General features: G+C 39.4%; 16 protein-coding genes. 15 read left to right on the top strand and 1 reads right to left on the bottom strand.

Features of this window, described 5'->3' with window-relative positions; translation table 11 throughout:
* Nucleotides 1-11: 11 nt before the first annotated feature.
* Entirely contained in the window at nt 12-2741 is a 2730-nt protein-coding gene (locus tag MHH59_RS26475) for an EAL domain-containing protein (protein ID WP_340852808.1), read from the bottom strand.
* Between the two features lie 307 nt (nt 2742-3048).
* Between MHH59_RS26475 and nuoA the strand changes: the two genes are divergently transcribed.
* The 15 genes from nuoA (at nt 3049) to spoIID (ending at nt 17490) form a co-directional block, all read left to right on the top strand.
* Complete coding sequence (nuoA, locus tag MHH59_RS26470) at nt 3049-3417, top strand: NADH-quinone oxidoreductase subunit NuoA (protein WP_000179270.1); 369 nt, start codon at nt 3049-3051, stop codon at nt 3415-3417.
* Nucleotides 3408-3926 carry an NADH-quinone oxidoreductase subunit NuoB gene (nuoB, locus tag MHH59_RS26465; protein ID WP_002089729.1) on the top strand — a complete coding sequence of 173 codons (519 nt, stop codon included), beginning with the start codon at nt 3408-3410 and terminating at the stop codon, nt 3924-3926. Before nuoA ends, nuoB begins: the two co-directional genes overlap by 10 nt.
* On the top strand, nt 3923-5380 hold the full coding sequence (locus MHH59_RS26460) for an NADH-quinone oxidoreductase subunit C (protein ID WP_340852807.1): 1458 nt from the start codon (nt 3923-3925) through the stop codon (nt 5378-5380). Before nuoB ends, MHH59_RS26460 begins: the two co-directional genes overlap by 4 nt.
* A 3-nt stretch (nt 5381-5383) precedes the next feature.
* Complete coding sequence (gene nuoD / locus MHH59_RS26455; RefSeq protein ID WP_002167331.1) at nt 5384-6484, top strand: NADH-quinone oxidoreductase subunit NuoD; 1101 nt, start codon at nt 5384-5386, stop codon at nt 6482-6484.
* On the top strand, nt 6484-7485 hold the full coding sequence (nuoH, locus tag MHH59_RS26450; protein ID WP_340852804.1) for an NADH-quinone oxidoreductase subunit NuoH: 1002 nt from the start codon (nt 6484-6486) through the stop codon (nt 7483-7485). The genes nuoD and nuoH overlap by 1 nt, the downstream gene beginning before the upstream one ends.
* 25 nt (nt 7486-7510) lie before the next feature.
* Nucleotides 7511-7930 carry an NADH-quinone oxidoreductase subunit NuoI gene (gene nuoI / locus MHH59_RS26445; RefSeq protein WP_002016193.1) on the top strand — a complete coding sequence of 140 codons (420 nt, stop codon included), beginning with the start codon at nt 7511-7513 and terminating at the stop codon, nt 7928-7930.
* Nucleotides 7927-8451 carry an NADH-quinone oxidoreductase subunit J gene (locus MHH59_RS26440; protein ID WP_001012819.1) on the top strand — a complete coding sequence of 175 codons (525 nt, stop codon included), beginning with the start codon at nt 7927-7929 and terminating at the stop codon, nt 8449-8451. Before nuoI ends, MHH59_RS26440 begins: the two co-directional genes overlap by 4 nt.
* Nucleotides 8444-8758 (top strand): NADH-quinone oxidoreductase subunit NuoK, encoded by a 315-nt coding sequence (gene nuoK / locus MHH59_RS26435; RefSeq protein WP_000100081.1) that lies wholly within the window; start codon nt 8444-8446, stop codon nt 8756-8758. The genes MHH59_RS26440 and nuoK overlap by 8 nt, the downstream gene beginning before the upstream one ends.
* Nucleotides 8759-8787: 29 nt before the next feature.
* Nucleotides 8788-10650: an NADH-quinone oxidoreductase subunit L gene (gene nuoL / locus MHH59_RS26430; RefSeq protein ID WP_002130047.1), complete on the top strand. Its 1863-nt coding sequence runs from the start codon at nt 8788-8790 to the stop codon at nt 10648-10650.
* The gene (locus tag MHH59_RS26425) at nt 10647-12149 is read left to right on the top strand and encodes an NADH-quinone oxidoreductase subunit M (RefSeq protein WP_340852802.1); all 1503 of its coding nucleotides are present in this window, start codon (nt 10647-10649) and stop codon (nt 12147-12149) included. The genes nuoL and MHH59_RS26425 overlap by 4 nt, the downstream gene beginning before the upstream one ends.
* A 7-nt stretch (nt 12150-12156) precedes the next feature.
* Nucleotides 12157-13671: an NADH-quinone oxidoreductase subunit NuoN gene (gene nuoN / locus MHH59_RS26420; protein WP_002192256.1), complete on the top strand. Its 1515-nt coding sequence runs from the start codon at nt 12157-12159 to the stop codon at nt 13669-13671.
* A 208-nt stretch (nt 13672-13879) separates the two neighbouring features.
* A complete protein-coding gene (locus tag MHH59_RS26415) occupies nt 13880-14116 on the top strand; it encodes a DUF1146 family protein (RefSeq protein WP_002016201.1) in 237 nt (78 codons plus the stop codon).
* A gap of 51 nt (nt 14117-14167) precedes the next feature.
* Nucleotides 14168-14872 carry a YwmB family TATA-box binding protein gene (locus tag MHH59_RS26410; protein ID WP_002139032.1) on the top strand — a complete coding sequence of 235 codons (705 nt, stop codon included), beginning with the start codon at nt 14168-14170 and terminating at the stop codon, nt 14870-14872.
* Between the two features lie 39 nt (nt 14873-14911).
* Nucleotides 14912-16216: a UDP-N-acetylglucosamine 1-carboxyvinyltransferase gene (murA, locus tag MHH59_RS26405; protein WP_002068497.1), complete on the top strand. Its 1305-nt coding sequence runs from the start codon at nt 14912-14914 to the stop codon at nt 16214-16216.
* A 254-nt stretch (nt 16217-16470) separates the two neighbouring features.
* Nucleotides 16471-17490, top strand: a complete 1020-nt coding sequence (spoIID, locus tag MHH59_RS26400; protein ID WP_002035202.1) for a stage II sporulation protein D — start codon at nt 16471-16473, stop codon at nt 17488-17490.
* Nucleotides 17491-17522: the final 32 nt, after the last annotated feature.

Raw genomic sequence — 17522 nt, 5'->3', positions numbered from 1 at the left:
CCCAGTGTGAACTATTGGTTCATACTGGGTGTTTTTTGTAGGAATTTTATAAACTGTTTACTTGTTAGAGGTTTACTGAAATAGTAACCTTGCATGTATTTACAGTTGTTTTTTTGCAGAAACTTAAGCTGTTTTTCTGTTTCAATTCCTTCAGCAACTACAGAGAGATTTAAAGTATTTGCAAGGGAAAGGATAGTGGAAACGATGGCTCTTTCTTCAGGCCGATGATCGGCTAGTTGTGTAAATTCTTTTGGTACTTTTAATGTATCGATAGGGAAAATTGATAAATAAGCAAGAGAAGAGTAGCCGGTACCGAAGTCATCAATGGACGTTTGAATACCATATTCTTTTAATTGCTTTAGTCTCGATAATGTTTCTTTTTCATCAATCATCGCAATTCGTTCTGTTAGTTCAAGTGTTACATCTTTCGGGTCAATTTTAACGTCCTTTAGTATTTGTGAAATATTTTCGATTAATTGATTTTGTTGAAATTCTTTCGCTGATAAATTGACACTCATTTTTAAGTTTGTGTATCCAAAACTTTGCCATATTTTTAGTTGACGACAAGACTCTCGTAGCACCCAATGCCCAAGTGGGATGACCTGCGGAGTCTCTTCCACAATTGGAATGAACTCACATGGTGAAATGTCACCTAATAGTGGATGTTTCCAACGCATTAAAGCTTCGGCACCGATGATTTTATTCGTTGTAATGTCAACTTGTGGTTGATAGACGAGAAAGAATTCTTTATTTACTAAAGCAAGTGGTAAATCTTTTTCAATTCGAGCTTTTCGCTCCATTTTTTTATATAACTCTTTCGTATAAAGTGAGCTACCATTCTTTCCTTTATTTTTGGTTTCGTACATGGCCATATCAGCATGTTGTAAAATAGATAACGGATCTTCGCCTGCTTCGGGGTATATTGCAATCCCGATACTTGGCGAGATTTGTAAATGTTGATTTTCAATTTCGAAGGGCTCATTCATAGATAGTACAATCATATCAGCTATTTTTTGTACATCTCTATCTTCTTTATAATCTTCTATAAGAATTGTGAATTCATCCCCAGCTAACCGAGCAAGTTTCATATTTGACGTCGATATTCGTTCTAGTCTTTTTGCTACAGCAATTAAAAGAAGATCTCCTACCCGGTGACCGAGAGTATCGTTAATAACTTTAAAACGGTCTAAATCGAGAAACATAACAGCAAAAGGTCTTTTTGATATTTTTGCTCGTGCAATTGCCTTTTCTAACTGTTGATGAAATGAACGGCGATTCGCAAGTTCCGTTAAAGTATCGTGATATGCTAGGAAATTAATTTGCTCTTGTTGCTGCTTGCTTTCTGTAATATCTTTAATCATTAAATAGGCCCCAGAAATATGTTCCTTTAAAAAGATGGGAACAGCTGTAACATGTAAGTAGTAAATATCTCTATTTTTATGATATGCCCGTATTTCTAAAGAAATAGATTTCCCTTTTTTCACGTGATGAAAGGCAGTAATGATTTCTTCTAAATCTTCTTCATACATAAGTGAATAGTATGGTTGGTTTAATAATTCATTCGTTTGATAACCGAGTAAAGTAGTTCCAGCGTTGTTCACATTGAGAAAATTACCGTACAAATCTAATGTGAAAATTGGATCTGGATGATGCTCGTATAAAGATTTAAACATTTGTTGGTTATGATATAACTCATTTTTTTGTTCTACTAAATCTTCTGTACGTAGTTCGATTTGTTTCTCGAGTTCTAAGCTGAATTGCATTTGTGCTAGCAATAATATTTTATTTTGTCTTCGAACTAACGTATGGCGTATGAGAACGAAGGCGAAAGTTACCATAAGTCCAATTACTACGATAGGTGCAAAAACATTTTCGACCAATATAAAAACAATAAGCATCACGACAGAAATATACGGTAATGATAATCGGATTGATTCACCAAATTGAGGCGTTAGTAATATTTGTTCTTGTTTTTCGGGCTCTTTTGTGTGAAGTATACAAGCGATTGCTACCAATAATAAGGTTACTTGATATAATGGAGCAACTGTGAACATAGAGTGCTCAGGCTGGAAGTATTTTATATAAGCATAAATAGAATCCGTAGTAGCATACAAAATTAAAGCACTGCCAAGAAGAGCACCAACTTGCTTTGGTAGTAAGGATAATGGTCTGAATAAAAGGTTGATTCCTATTAAAAGAAAGAGTAGATCAGCCATTGGATACGTGAGTTGAACAAACATGTCGATATATGATGTTGTAAAAATATGAATGGTTCTTTCAATAAGTAAATAGTAGCTTAAAGTAAATTGAGCAGTAACAATAATACAAATATCACATATCGTAAAAAGCTGTTCCAATAAATCTCGGCCATAAATAATTTCATATAGAAAGGCAAATGCAAAGCTAACTAAAAATAATAAGTAAAAAAAGTCTGATGGATCAACGAATGTATAGTAGTCATGCAGAATTAAGCGTTGATAAGCAACTATTATATCGCCGATGAAATAAGAGAAGGATCCGATAGTTAATGTTATCCAAAACAAACGAGATAACCCTTGTTTTATATTTGAAAAATAAAATATATAACTGCAAATTGTAATATCAATTAATATGGTACTTATTCCAGTTAATATTTGAAATGGGAGTGCGTACTCATATAAAACGGACATTGATACGTAATGAATAGCTATATACAATAATGAAATGCTTATAAGAATACTTACATGTGTTTGTTTTTTCATTTATATCACCCACTGTATATACATAAGAACCACCTTTTTGTAGTTTATGTTTTTTATGATTGCTTGAAAACATATAGAATTTCTATATTTATTTTACACATTTATAATGAGTTGTAAAAATAGATTTGCTCAGCAAGTATTAATTGTTGTTTCTGTTCCCAATATATCGACATAGGAATTTGAAGTTTGCTATAATGAATTAAATAGTTGCATTATTTAGAAAAATTTAAAAATAATAAATAATGCAAGTAAGACATATTGTTTACTATGTGAACTTGTTCTTAATTCAGGGGGGGAGGGTTTCACAATGGCAAGTGTATATGAAAATAGTTATATGATCGTTTTGATTTTCTTGCTATTAGGTATATTGCTGCCGGTAGTGGCTCTTACATTAGGGAAAATGCTGCGTCCAAACAAACCGAGTGCAGCGAAAGCGACGACGTATGAGAGTGGAATTGAGCCTTTTCATGATGCAAATATTCGGTTTCATGCTCGTTATTACATTTTCGCTTTATTGTTCGTCATCTTTGATGTAGAAACTTTATTTTTATATCCATGGGCTGTTGCATATGACAAGCTTGGTTTATTTGCACTGATTGAAATGCTCATTTTTGTTGTGATGTTGCTAGTTGGATTAGCGTATGCTTGGAAAAAGAAGGTGTTACAATGGTTATAAATTTTGAGGAATTACACCCACAGGAGCGAGCGGAATTAGAAAGGAATATCTTTTTTTCTACATTGGAACAGTTGAAGGGATGGGCGCGGAGCAACTCTTTATGGCCGATGACATTTGGACTGGCATGCTGTGCGATTGAAATGATGGGAGTAGGCTCATCACATTACGATTTAGATCGATTTGGGTCATTTTTTCGGACTTCACCAAGACAATCGGACGTCATGATTGTGTCAGGAACGGTAACGAAGAAAATGGCACCTATTGTTCGGCGCCTATATGATCAAATGCCTGAACCGAAGTGGGTAATTGCGATGGGATCTTGTGCAACGGCCGGTGGTCCGTATGTGAATTCGTATGCTGTTGTGAAAGGTGTAGATCAAATTGTACCAGTTGATGTGTATATTCCTGGATGCCCTCCAAATCCTGCTGCTTTAATTTATGGAATTAATAAATTAAAAGAAAAAATTCGTTACGAGGCGAGGACCGGAAAGCAGGTGACGAATAAATGAGTGATCCAAATAAAGACTTAGAAAGTATGAAAAGAGAAGCAGCCCGTCATGCGAAAGAGGAAGCGCGAAAACGTCTTGCTGTGAAACATGGGGCGGAAATGTCTAAACTTGAAGGAGAACATCGAGAAAAAGAGAAAGCGCTACCAAAAGATAAGGGGATTAATGTAGAAGAAGCGAAGGCAAAGGCCGCAGCAGCTGCAAAAGCAAAAGCAGCGGCATTAGCGAAGCAAAAGCGAGAAGGATCAGAAGAAGTAACGGATGAAGAAAAAGCCAAAGCGAAGGCAAAAGCCGCAGCAGCTGCAAAAGCAAAAGCAGCGGCATTAGCGAAGCAGAAGCGAGAAGGATCAGAAGAAGTAACGGACGAGGAAAAAGTTAAAGAAAAGGCGAAAGCTGCAGCAGCTGCAAAAGCAAAAGCAGCGGCATTAGCGAAGCAAAAGCGAGAAGGATCAGAAGAAGTAACGGACGAGGAAAAAGTTAAAGCAAAGGCGAAAGCCGCAGCAGCTGCAAAAGCAAAAGCAGCGGCATTAGCGAAGCAAAAGCGAGAAGGATCAGAAGAAGTAACGGACGAAGAAAAAGCCAAAGCGAAGGCAAAGGCCGCAGCAGCCGCAAAAGCAAAAGCAGTGGTATTAGCGAAGCAAAAGCGGGAAGGATCAGAAGAAGTAACGGACGAAGAAAAAGCGAAAGCGAAGGCGAAAGTTGCAGCAGCCGCAAAAGCAAAAGCAGCGGTATTAGCGAAGCAAAAGCGGGAAGGATCAGAAGAAGTAACGGACGAAGAAAAAGCGAAGGCAAAGGCTGTAGCAGCTGCAAAAGCAAAAGCAGCAGCGTTAGCGAAGCAGAAAGCCTCACAAGGTGAGGGGGATTCTGGAGATGAGAAAGCAAAGGCAATTGCAGCCGCTAAAGCGAAAGCCGCTGCTGCGGCAAGGGCAAAGGGAGCTGTAAATAAGATAGAAGACGAACTGCAGCAGGAAGAACCATCAGTTAACCAACCATATTTAAATCACTATGTGGAGGTTGTTAAGGAGAAGATAGGAGAATATGCATTAGTAGATTCCTATATTAATAAGCTTTCAAAAGATGTTCCAACGCTTGTGGCGGAGCCTTCGAAATATTATGAAGTGATGGAATTAATGCGATTCCATGAGGGGCTTGCTTTTGATTATATGTCAGAGCTACATGCGACAGATTTTGTGACACATATGGAAGTATACGTTCATTTATTTTCATATGGAAAGAAACAGTCAGTAGCAGTGAAGGTAAAGCTGGATAGGGAAGCGCCGCAAGTACAATCGGTGACGCCGCTTTGGAAAGGGGCAGATTGGCCGGAGCGTGAAACGTATGATTTGCTCGGTATTGTATTTGAAGGTCATCCTAATTTATCTCGCATTTTAATGCCGGATGATTGGGTGGGGTATCCGCTTAGGAAGGATTATGAACCGTATGATGTGGAGGTGTAGCTTGTGATCCGTACGGAAGAGATGCTCTTAAATGTAGGGCCGCAGCATCCGAGTACACATGGTGTGTTTCGGCTTGTGATTAAGATTGACGGAGAAATTATTAAAGAGGCTACACCGGTTATCGGATATTTGCATCGCGGAACAGAAAAGATAGCTGAGAGCTTGCAATATACACAAATTATCCCGTATACAGATCGAATGGACTATTTATCAGCAATGACGAATAATTACGTCCTTTGCCACGCTGTAGAGACGATGATGGATCTTGAGATTCCAGAGCGTGCTGAATATTTACGGGTGCTTGCGATGGAGCTTGGGAGAGTTGCGAGCCATCTCGTCTGGTGGGGAACGAACCTGCTTGATATAGGAGCGGTTAGTCCATTTTTATATGCCTTTCGTGAACGAGAGATGATTATAAATTTATTAAGTGAATTGTGCGGTGCAAGGCTTACTTTCAACTATATGAGAGTCGGCGGTGTGAAGTGGGATGCGCCAGACGGCTGGATTGAAAAGGTGAAAGAGTTTGTTCCGTATATGAGAGAGCAATTGGCAGGTTACCACGACCTCGTTAGCGGAAATGAAATTTTCTTGAATCGTGTGAAAGGCGTTGGCGTATATAGCGCGGAAGAGGCGATCTCGTATTCTTTAAGTGGCGCAAATTTGCGGTGCACGGGAGTCCACTGGGATCTTCGCAAAGATGAGCCGTATTCTATTTATGATCGTTTTGACTTTGATATTCCTGTTGGGATCTCGGGAGATGCTTGGGATCGCTACGTTTGCCGGATGGAGGAAATTGAGGAGTCATTGAAAATTATTGAGCAAGCAGCCGAGCAGTTCCCGAAAGACGGCGCTGTGCTGGCGAAAGTGCCGAAAATTATTAAAGTACCTAAGGGAGAAGCGTTCGTCCGTATAGAGTCACCGCGGGGAGAGATTGGCTGTTATATTGCTAGTGATGGAAAGAAAGAGCCGTACCGCTTGAAATTTCGCAGACCGTCTTTTTATAATTTGCAAATCTTACCGAAGTTATTGAAAGGTGAAAACATCGCCAATTTAATTACGATTTTAGGTGGGGTTGATATTGTACTTGGGGAGGTTGACGGCTAATGATTGAGACGCTCTTACAATCACCTTCAAGCTGGACGAATTTCTTCATTTTTTTCGGATTAGCGGTGCTTCTATTATTTGCAGTCCTTGGCTTCGTTACATACGGTATTTTGGCAGAACGGAAAGTGATGGGATTTATGCAAGGGAGGATTGGACCAAACCAAGTTGGGGGCCGGTTCGGTTTACTCCAAACGGTAGCTGATGTTTTGAAACTATTATTAAAAGAAGATAGCATTCCGAAAGCTGCTGATAAACCGTTGTTTATATTAGCACCTGTTATTGCATTCGCACCAGCATTTATGGTACTTGCGGTTATCCCATTTACTGATAAATTTCAGTTCGCGGATATTGGCATAGGGTTACTGTATTACATTGCTGTTTCTGGGATTACGACGATCGGCGTCGTAACTGGGGGATGGGCATCAAATAATAAATATTCCCTTTTAGGAGGGATGCGTGCGGCAGCGCAAATGATTTCTTATGAGATTCCACTTGTGATGAGTGTAATTGGCGTCGTTTTGTTAGCTGGTAGTCTTAACTTGAATGAAATTGTAGCGGCGCAGGAAAAGGTATGGTACATTTTCGCACAGCCAATCGGTTTCGTCATTTTCTTAATCGCGGCAGTTGCAGAGTTAAATAGGACACCGTTTGATTTACCCGAAGCGGAGTCAGAACTTGTTTCAGGATACCATACGGAATACTCAGGTTTTCGATGGGCGTTTTTCATGCTTTCAGAGTATGTGTATTTCTTCGGGATGTCATCTTTAATTACAGTACTCTTTTTAGGAGGCTGGAATCCAGTTATGTTCCTTGGGTTTATTCCAGGAGCCGTATGGTTTGCTTTGAAATTCAGCAGTGTGGTCTTTCTATTGATTTGGTTCCGCGTTACGTTCCCGCGCATAAGAGGTGACCAGTTAATGGAGTTTGGTTGGAAAGTATTATTACCAATCGCACTTGCAAATATTTTCTTAACGGCATTGATTAAGGAGCTATTCTTCTAATCTATAAAGGGGGTGCCAGTAAGAGATGAAAGGACTATTTAAAGGGTTAAAATATACGCTTAGTAATTTGAGTAAGAAAAAGGTGACGTATGATTATCCAAATCAACCGTTGCCATTACCAGACCGATTTCGAGGTATTCAAAAGTTTTATCCAGAGAAATGTATTGTTTGTAATCAGTGTTCCAACATTTGTCCGACAGATTGCATTCAATTAACAGGAAAAAAACATCCTGATCCTACGAAAAAAGGGAAAATTATCGACACGTATGATATTAATTTTGAAATTTGTATTCTTTGCGATTTATGTACAGAAGTTTGCCCGACAGAGGCGATTGTAATGACAAATAACTTTGAACTTGCAGAGTATTCACGTGATGATTTATTTAAAAATTTGCAGTGGCTTGACGAGAACGACGAGAACATCAGGAAGGAGAATAAAGCATGAACGGCGAGTTTGTAGCTTTCTTTATATTATCCTTGTCTGCGATTATCGGTGGCGTTCTTATGCTGAATTTAACGAAAGTAATGCATATGATGCTGGCCCTTGTGCTTACGTTCCTTAGCATTGCGGGTTTGTACTTTCTCTTATCAGCCGAATTTATCGGAGTGGCACAAATTTTACTTTACTCTGGTGCAATCACTATTATTATGATTTTTGGCATTATGTTAACGAAACATAACGCGGAAAATGAATCGCGCCTTACTCTTCGAAAATGGATTATCTTCTTTGCGGTTGTAGCATTTGGAGCAGTTATGTATTTCGCTGTTAATAGTATCGATTTTTCAAATCAAAGCACACAAGGAAGTTTACCTCTCCATGAAAATAACACACTTCAAATCGGTACACTTCTCTATTCAAAATATATTATTCCATTCGAATTAACCTCAGTTATTTTACTTGTAGCACTTGTAGGAGCGATTATCCTTGCGAAGAAGGATGAGGGAGAGGAGGATTCCCATGAGTAGCGTTCCGGCTTCTGCGTATTTAACACTTGCGATTATTTTGTTTTGCATCGGCTTATTTGGAGCTTTAACAAAGCGAAATACAGTAATTGTACTAGTTTGTATCGAATTGATGTTAAACGCCGCCAATTTAAATCTAGTAGCGTTTAGTAAATTAGGCTTGTTTCCGAATTTAACAGGACAAATTTTTTCGCTGTTTACGATGTCTGTAGCGGCAGCGGAGGCAGCGGTAGGTCTTGCAATTTTGATTGCTTTGTACCGTAATCGCCCGACAGTTCATGTAGATGAGATGGATACGCTCAAAGGATAGCATTGTGACCGAAAAGGGGGAAGGAAACAATGATCGATTATGCATGGCTCATACCGCTTTTCCCGCTTGTTTCGTTTTTGTTACTTATTGTGTTCGGGAAGAAAATTAGAGAGGGAAGTAGTGTACTAGGTATTTTCTTTACCTTTCTCTCTTTTATATCCGCGGTAGTGGTACTAATAGAACGATTTTCATCCGAGGCAGTGAAGCATAAGTGGGTATGGCTTAGGGTAGGAGATATAGATATATCATTTGGTTTTGAAGTTACCGCATTAGGGGCTTTAATGTTGTTTATCGTTACACTTGTGAGTTTTCTTGTACATGTGTACTCAAAAGGTTATATGAAAGGTGACACCAGATTACCAACCTTTTATGCATATTTAGGGCTCTTTACTTTTGCGATGCTTGGGCTAGTTATATCGACGAATTTATTACAGCTTTATATATTTTGGGAGCTAGTCGGCCTTGGTTCGTTTTTACTTATCGGTTTTTATTTCTTTAAAGAAGAAGCGAAGGCTGCTGCGAAAAAGGCTTTTATTATGACACGCATTGGGGATGTTGGGCTATTTATTGGGATGATATTAATTTTTTGGCACGCAGGTAGTTTTGAATATGACGCGATTTTTAAAGCGATTCATACGGGCGACCTCTCTCCTTCTATGATTACAATAACGGCGATATTAATTTTTATCGGTGCGATGGGGAAATCGGGTCAGTTCCCGCTTCATACATGGTTGCCAGATGCAATGGAAGGACCGACGCCTGTTTCGGCGCTTATTCACGCGGCAACGATGGTTGCAGCCGGCGTATATTTAGTAGCGACGATGTTCCCGCTATTTTCAGCAAGTGCGGTAGCGATGCAAACTGTGGCAATCGTTGGGGCTTTCACCGCAATCTTTGCGGCCTCTATCGGTCTAGTGCAAACAGATATTAAGAGGGTTCTTGCTTATTCTACAGTTAGTCAGCTCGGGTATATGATGCTTGCGCTAGGCTCGGCTGGTTATGTAGCTGGTATCTTTCACTTAACGACACACGCCTTTTTTAAAGCATTATTGTTCCTGGCAGCAGGAAGTGTAATTCATGCAGTCCATACGCAAAACATTAATAAAATGGGCGGTTTACAGAAAAAGATGAAAGTAACCGGTGCACTATTTTTAATAGGCACACTTGCAATTAGTGGTGTTCCTCTTCTTTCCGGATTTTTTAGTAAAGATGAAATTTTAGCGGCGGCTTGGATGAATGGCAATTACTTTCTATTCGTTTTAGCAGTAATTGCGGCATTTCTAACAGCATTTTATATGTTCCGTCTATATTTTCTTGTCTTTACGGGGGAAACGAAGACGAAGGAAGAGGTGCATGAATCACCTCGCACCATGACGTATCCGATGATTGTCCTTGGTGTTCTTGCGGTAGTGGCAGGTTATATAAATACACCGTGGTTCGGGACGTTTCTTGGGGATTGGCTTACGAAAGATATAGGATTCCAGGTGAAGGAAGTGCATGGACCTGTTTGGATTATGGTTGTTGCGACGCTCGTTTCATTTGCGGGAATTGCCCTCGCATATTTCATATATGGCAAGAAATCTATCTCTAGAGATTGGGCCGGCGGAGAAGGGACGTCTTTTTATAACCTTTTGAAAGAAAAATATTATGTGGATGAACTATACAATGCGGCAGTACTTCCTATTACGAAAGGAATCGCTCATGTGCTTCGCTTATTTGAAGTATACGTTGTAGAAGGAATCGCAGTTTTAATTGCTGGACTCGTTAAAGGTATGAGTGGACTAGGATCGCGGCTTCAAAACGGGAATGTACAAGTGTATGGAACTGTAACAGCAGTTTCGCTCGCAGTGCTCCTAATTATTTTGTTATATACGGGAGGGGATTTACGGTGAATGGATTGCTATTAACGTTCTTCATTTTTTCCCCGCTTTTAGGAATTCTCTTGCTTTTATTAACGCCGAAACGAGAATCGCGTACAGTGCAGGCGCTTGGTTTATTCGGAACGGCGCTTCCATTTGGAATTGCTATCGTCCTTGCTTGTACATACGCTTCAGGAAAGAGCTTATCGATATTTGATGAAAAGGTGAAATGGATTCAATTTGGGGATTTCACAGCAGTGGACAAAAGGTGGTTTTCAATTTATTACGAGCTCGGCATTGATGGTTTATCACTTGTAATGATGGTGCTCACAGCCCTTCTAGCGATGCTTGCAGCAATTGCGGCATTTTCTATTAAAAGAAATTTGAAAGCATTCTACATGCTGTTACTCATGTTAGAAATAGGTATGCTCGGTGTCTTCGCTGCTCAAAATTTAATGTTGTTCTTCATGTTCTTTGAGATTACGTTGCCACCAATGTTTTTATTAATTGGCAAGTGGGGGAAATTGTCGAGTGAAAAGGCTGCATATAGTTATTTAATATATAACGGTATTGGATCAGCTATTTTACTTATCGTTTTCTCGGTTTTATTTGCGAAAACAGGTACAACAAATATTGCGGAGCTTAAAGAAATATTAACGAGTGTAGGTGCTGGGAGAGGAATAGCCGTCTCAAGTAGCGTACAGTTCGGCTTGTTTCTTGCCATAATGATTGCTTTTGCGATTAAACTCCCTGTTTTCCCTTTGCATCGCTGGATGGTCAATGTACACATAGAAGCGCATCCTGCTGTAGTTATGCTTCACGCGGGGGTTTTGCTGAAGATTGGCGCGTACGGTATTGTTCGCTTCGGGAAAGGATTATTCCCAGAATATTTTCGTGATTTTGCAACGCTAATTGCGATTTTAGGGGTAATTAATTTATTGTATGGGGCCTTTCTAGCACTCATCCAAACGGACTTTAGAAAGGTACTTGCTTACTCTAGTATTTCGCATATGGGCATTGTATTAATGGGGCTTGCAGCGTTAAATGCACCAGGTACACAAGGGGCATTGTTCCAAGTTGTGTCTCACGGTTTAATTGCGGCCTTACTCTTTTTCTTGCTTGGCATTATTGAAGAGCGTTTCGGGACTTCGGATATTACAGCACTTGGTGGACTTGCCAAAAGTGTTCCGGTGCTTAGCGGTTTCTTCCTAGCGGGCGGTATGGCATCGCTTGGAATGCCAGGGATGTCCGGATTTATTAGCGAATTCCTTGCCTTTCTCGGTTTATTCCAGGGGAAACCTGTTATCGCCGCCGTCGGTGTAATTGGAATTATTTTAACCGCTGTATACGTATTAAGAGCGACACTTCAAGTGATATTTGGTAAGAAAGAATGGGAAGCGAAATTTGATATACACGGATGGGAGTACGTTCCTGTTATAGTGCTTATCGTTTGTATTATTGCAATTGGGGTAATGCCGGAACTACTAGGGGATCCACTTCAAACTACATTGAAAACATTGGGGGTGAAGTAGGATGGATATGAACACGTTACTTAGTTTATCATGGCATCTTATGGTACCAGAATTCATTATTCTCGGGGCAGCCATCCTTCTTTCCATATGTGATTTGTTTTTTAAGCTGAACCATAGGTACGTAGCGATTGGTGCAATTGCCGCTGCCTTGTTAGCGATCGTGTCATTAATGACGCTATATAGCGAACCGGCAGGAGATATTTTAAATGGATCGTTTGTACTAGATGGATTTTCAAAAGGATTTAAAACGTTGTTATTAGGCGGAGCAGCTCTCGTTTTATGTATGGCAATAAGCGATGACAAGAAGGAGCCTATTCAAGATAAAGGAGAATACTATTATTTGTTTTTAATGGCGCTTCTTGGAGCGATGTTCATGGCTTCTAGCGTTGATTTCATCACATTGTTCGTTGGTTTAGAGTTGCTTTCGCTCTCTTCCTATATTTTAGTAGGAATCCGAAAAAGAAACCGCGCATCGAATGAGGCTGCAATGAAATATGTCATTAACGGAGGAATTGGAACAGCAATTACACTCTTTGGAATGAGTTATTTATACGGTATTACAGGGTCGACCAACATAGTGGAAATGCAAAAGGTATTTACGCAAGGATTGGCTGGGGGCATTCAGTTATTGTTAGCTCTCGCATTTCTACTTTTGCTCGTTGGACTCTCATTCAAAATTGCAACAGTGCCATTTCATATGTGGGCACCAGATGTGTATGAGGGAGCGGCTACACCTGTCACTGCTTTTCTCGGAACGATTTCTAAAATTGCTGGTTTTCTACTCATTACGCGTTTGTTTCTTATGGTGTTTGCAGGTGTGGCAATCCAAGGAGACGCACAATCCTTGTACGGGCGTATGAGTATATACATTGCGGTACTAGCTAGTATTACGATGATTGTTGGGAACGTAGTAGCATTAAAGCAATACAACGTAAAACGTCTATTTGCCTATTCAGGTATCGCGCATGCTGGGTATTTGCTAGTCCCTCTTGTAGCACTATCGCAGTTTACGATGGATAGTATGTGGTTTTATATGCTTGCATATATGCTTATGAATATAGGAGCATTTGCAATCATCCACGGATTAATCTTACAAAATGATAAGGAAAATATGACGATTTTTACAGGGTTATATAAGAGATCCCCCTTTACAGCTATAGTGATGACGGTCTTTATTTTATCGTTAGCTGGAATACCGGGGACAGCAGGTTTCATCGGAAAAATTAACATTTTTTTAGGGGCACTTCATGTTGAACCTGCTCATTACGTATTAGCTTCTATTATGATGGGGACGACGGTTATTTCATTCATATATTATTTCCAAATATTACAGCAAATGTTTTTCCGCAAGGGAGAGACAGAAGAAAAGCTCCGATTACCGTTAAATATAAAGATTGTCATGAGTCTTTGCGCAATTTCAATTGTAATACTAGGGATTATGCCGATGATTGGTTACAATTTCTTTTATGAACATTTTCCATTAATGAAGGATTTCTTCTTCTTGGGGAACGTGGTACAATAGTGGAAATAAAAGGTGTAGAGTCCGTACTCTACGCTTTTTATTTTGGAGTAACAGCAAATGAAAACGTCTATAGGCATATGTTTTCCGAGAGAAAATCACGATGTAAGATGCTTATTTGCGTTTGAAAAAGTGTGGCTCCTACTTATTTATGGTATCGTTTTTTACATTTTGCGTAAGTAGTAGCCAAGTAAAAAAAGGGGTCGATTTTTTGGCACATCTTTTAGGGCAACAAGCACTGATTGCCATTGTTTCGCATTTATTGTTTATTACCATTACGTGGTGGGCCTTACAAGGTATTCACATTGAGCGCTTAATGAAGTCTGGAAAAGTGATGCAGACGAGGGTATTACTTATCCTAATTACAATTGCAATTGGGACATCTGTAAGTAACTTTTTCCTTGATTATTTAGGCTATTCAAAGAGTTTAACGTATTTAGTAAAGTAAGTGTATAGAACCTCATATCTCCGTTAACAATGGGGATAGGAGGGGATGAAATTGAAGTTTAAAGCCATTCTTATTGTTATCGTAAGTGTTGTTTTATTTTTGGTTGGATATAAAGAGATGAAACCTATAAGCGATGAACAGAAAATGGAGAGCATGATTGCAGCTTTAGAGAAGAACGATGCAAAAGTAGAGCGGTGGTCATGGTTAGCGCGAGAAACGAAAACAATTTCTAATATACATACGTTTCAAAAATTGTTAAACGATGTGAAAGAAGAGGCGAACATCGAAAGTTGGGAATTAGAACAATCTCCAGATGGATATAAAGCTACATCCTATAAAAAATCTTCTTCACATGAAGAACGAATAGTAGTAACTTGGAGTAAGGAAAATACTAAAGAAAACACTTTTATTATTTTTGAAGTGAGCGGGGCGAAATGGGACCCGAAGTACGTTCAGAACATGGATAAAATTTTTAGTGAAAAACCTATAATTTACACTTGTGTTCAAGGTGTACTGAATGATAAGATTGAAGGTGTTTTGCAAAATAAAACCAATCAGGTTTTGAAAGATCTTTCAGCAAGAGCGATCGAACAGATAGAAGAAAGAGCATTTGTATCAGTCTCCGCATATAATAAAAAGTGGAATGACGCTCTTTCAACAAATAGAGAGAAAATAAATGTGCAAATAGCAATACGTTCTACAAACAACAAAGATACAATTGTGGTTGGCACACCGATCATAACTTCTGAGTATTGAGTGAATAGATACTGAAAAAAGGACACGGAGGGGAATAATTTGGAAAAGATCATCGTCCGTGGCGGAAAGCGGTTAAGCGGCACAGTGCGTGTTGAGGGCGCAAAAAATGCTGTATTACCTATAATCGCTGCAGCCCTATTAGCGAGTGACGGAAAGAATGTACTATCTGAAGTACCAGTATTATCTGATGTATACACAATTAACGAGGTATTACGTCATTTAAATGCTGAAGTCGTATTTGAAAATAACCAAGTAACAATCGATTCTTCTAAAGAATTAAACATTGAAGCACCATTTGAGTATGTACGTAAGATGCGTGCATCTGTTCAAGTAATGGGACCATTATTAGCACGTAACGGTCGTGCTCGTATTGCACTTCCTGGTGGATGTGCAATTGGTTCACGTCCAATTGACCAACATTTAAAAGGCTTCGAAGCAATGGGAGCGAAAGTAAAAGTTGGTAACGGATTTGTTGAGGCACACGTAGAGGGCGAACTAAAAGGAGCTAAAATTTATTTAGACTTCCCAAGCGTAGGCGCGACAGAAAACATTATGTCTGCAGCTACATTAGCAAAAGGGACAACAGTCCTTGAAAACGCAGCGAAAGAGCCAGAAATCGTTGACTTAGCTAACTTCTTAAATGCAATGGGAGCGAAAGTACGCGGAGCTGGAACTGGAACGATTCGTATTGAAGGCGTTGAAAAATTATATGGTGCAAACCACCCTATTATTCCTGACCGTATTGAAGCAGGAACATTCATGGTTGCAGCGGCAATTACAGGTGGAGACATCTTAATTGAAAATGCTGTGCCTGAACATTTACGCTCAATTACAGCGAAAATGGAAGAAATGGGTGTTAAAATTATTGAGGAAAATGAAGGTGTACGTGTTATCGGCCCAGATAAGTTAAAAGCGGTTGATATTAAAACTATGCCTCATCCAGGTTTCCCAACAGACATGCAATCACAAATGATGGCATTATTACTACATGCTGATGGAACAAGTATGATTACAGAAACGGTATTCGAAAACCGCTTTATGCACGTTGAAGAATTCCGTCGTATGAATGCTGATATTAAAATCGAAGGTCGTTCTGTAATTATGAACGGTCCAAGTAGCTTGCAAGGAGCTGAAGTTGGCGCAACTGATTTACGTGCTGCAGCAGCATTAATCTTAGCTGGTTTAGTATCAGAAGGTTATACTCGTGTAACAGAGTTAAAACATCTTGACCGCGGTTATGTAGACTTCCATAAGAAATTAGCTGCATTAGGTGCAACTATTGAACGTGTAAACGAAAAAGTAGAAGAAGTGAAAGAACAAGAAGTTTCTGATCTTCACGCTTAATTGAAGTAGTCTCTATGTCTTTTGACATAGGGGCTATTTTTTTTTGGGTTATTACTGTTATAGTCAATAAATTCCATACTTATGCACGTCTCAGTGAAAATATTTAGAAAATTTTTGTTTTATTCCACTATTTGCGGTCAGTAAAACCCCACTGATTATAGTTTCACTTTATATCGATACCCCCAAGTATGTTCTAAAAGATCCCGTATTTCCATAAGAATGAAAGGAATCCAACTTTATATTGGGGGAATAGGATGAAATTTTCAAAGCCACTTTTCATTACAGTAGCGCTCTTAATAGCGCTCGTTATCATTGTACCTGCTGCTCTTGTTATTCCGTTTGCGAAAGCAAAAGTAGGGGAAGAAGCAGCTTCTAAAACTCCTCCAGCGATAGAAAGTATACCAGCTCCAGGGAAAGTGGATACAGCGGTTCAAGTTGCTGTATATCGTGATCAGCAGAAGAAGGTAGAAACATTACCTATGGAGGAGTATGTGGCCGGTGTAGTAGCTTCTGAGATGAATGCCAGCTTTGAAATAGAGGCGCTAAAGGCGCAGGCATTAGCAGCAAGAACATTTGTAGTGCAGCGTATGCTAAGCGGTGGTAAGAAAAACAATGCGGATGTGACAGATACAGTGAAAGATCAAGTGTACAAAAGCAAAGAGGAATTGAAGAAACAATGGGGTAATAACTACGAAAATAATTTAAAGAAAATTGAGGAAGCCGTTTCGAAAACCGCAGGACAAGTTTTAACGTATGATGGAAAACCAATTTCAGCATCCTTCTTCTCAACGAGTAACGGACGAACAGAAAATGCAGCTGATTATTGGGGAAATGATTATCCGTACTTGAAAAGCGTAGATAGTCCGTGGGATCAAGCCTCTCCAAAATTTACGAGTGAGCAAAAATTCACAGTAGCTGATTTTCAAAAACGTCTCGGTGTGAAAGTACTAGCAAACGGAAAGGTTGGTAATATTAAAGACCTTACGGAAGGAAAGCGAGTAAAGGATGTAGAGTTCCAAGGGAAAACATTAACAGGAAAACAAGTTCGTGAAAAGTTAGATTTACGCTCCTCAGACTTTACGTGGAAACAAGAAGGGGATAACATCACCGTTACAACGAAAGGATTCGGTCACGGCGTCGGTATGAGCCAGTACGGTGCGAATGGTATGGCAGCGGAAGGTAAGAAATATACAGAGATAGTCGCTCATTACTATAAAGGCATTGAAATAAAGACGATGAATGATTATGAAGGAAAATTGATGGTGAAGAAGTAGGTGTCAGGGGTTTCCTGATACCTACTTCTTTT

It is taken from the genome of Bacillus sp. FSL E2-0195 (genome assembly GCF_038003645.1).
Lineage (GTDB): Bacteria > Bacillota > Bacilli > Bacillales > Bacillaceae_G > Bacillus_A > Bacillus_A mycoides.
This window is presented reverse-complemented; position numbering and strand designations above follow the sequence as displayed.

What these genes read in the sequence shown, in the direction of transcription:
- nuoB (WP_002089729.1), top strand. Translation starts at nt 3,408, where the DNA reads ATGGTTATAAATTTTGAGGAATTACACCCACAGGAGCGAGCGGAATTA.
- nuoL (WP_002130047.1), top strand. Translation starts at nt 8,788, where the DNA reads ATGATCGATTATGCATGGCTCATACCGCTTTTCCCGCTTGTTTCGTTT.
- MHH59_RS26460 (WP_340852807.1), top strand. Translation starts at nt 3,923, where the DNA reads ATGAGTGATCCAAATAAAGACTTAGAAAGTATGAAAAGAGAAGCAGCC.
- MHH59_RS26475 (WP_340852808.1), bottom strand. Translation starts at nt 2,741, where the DNA reads ATGAAAAAACAAACACATGTAAGTATTCTTATAAGCATTTCATTATTG.
- nuoH (WP_340852804.1), top strand. Translation starts at nt 6,484, where the DNA reads ATGATTGAGACGCTCTTACAATCACCTTCAAGCTGGACGAATTTCTTC.
- nuoN (WP_002192256.1), top strand. Translation starts at nt 12,157, where the DNA reads ATGAACACGTTACTTAGTTTATCATGGCATCTTATGGTACCAGAATTC.
- MHH59_RS26440 (WP_001012819.1), top strand. Translation starts at nt 7,927, where the DNA reads ATGAACGGCGAGTTTGTAGCTTTCTTTATATTATCCTTGTCTGCGATT.
- nuoA (WP_000179270.1), top strand. Translation starts at nt 3,049, where the DNA reads ATGGCAAGTGTATATGAAAATAGTTATATGATCGTTTTGATTTTCTTG.
- nuoI (WP_002016193.1), top strand. Translation starts at nt 7,511, where the DNA reads ATGAAAGGACTATTTAAAGGGTTAAAATATACGCTTAGTAATTTGAGT.
- spoIID (WP_002035202.1), top strand. Translation starts at nt 16,471, where the DNA reads ATGAAATTTTCAAAGCCACTTTTCATTACAGTAGCGCTCTTAATAGCG.
- nuoK (WP_000100081.1), top strand. Translation starts at nt 8,444, where the DNA reads ATGAGTAGCGTTCCGGCTTCTGCGTATTTAACACTTGCGATTATTTTG.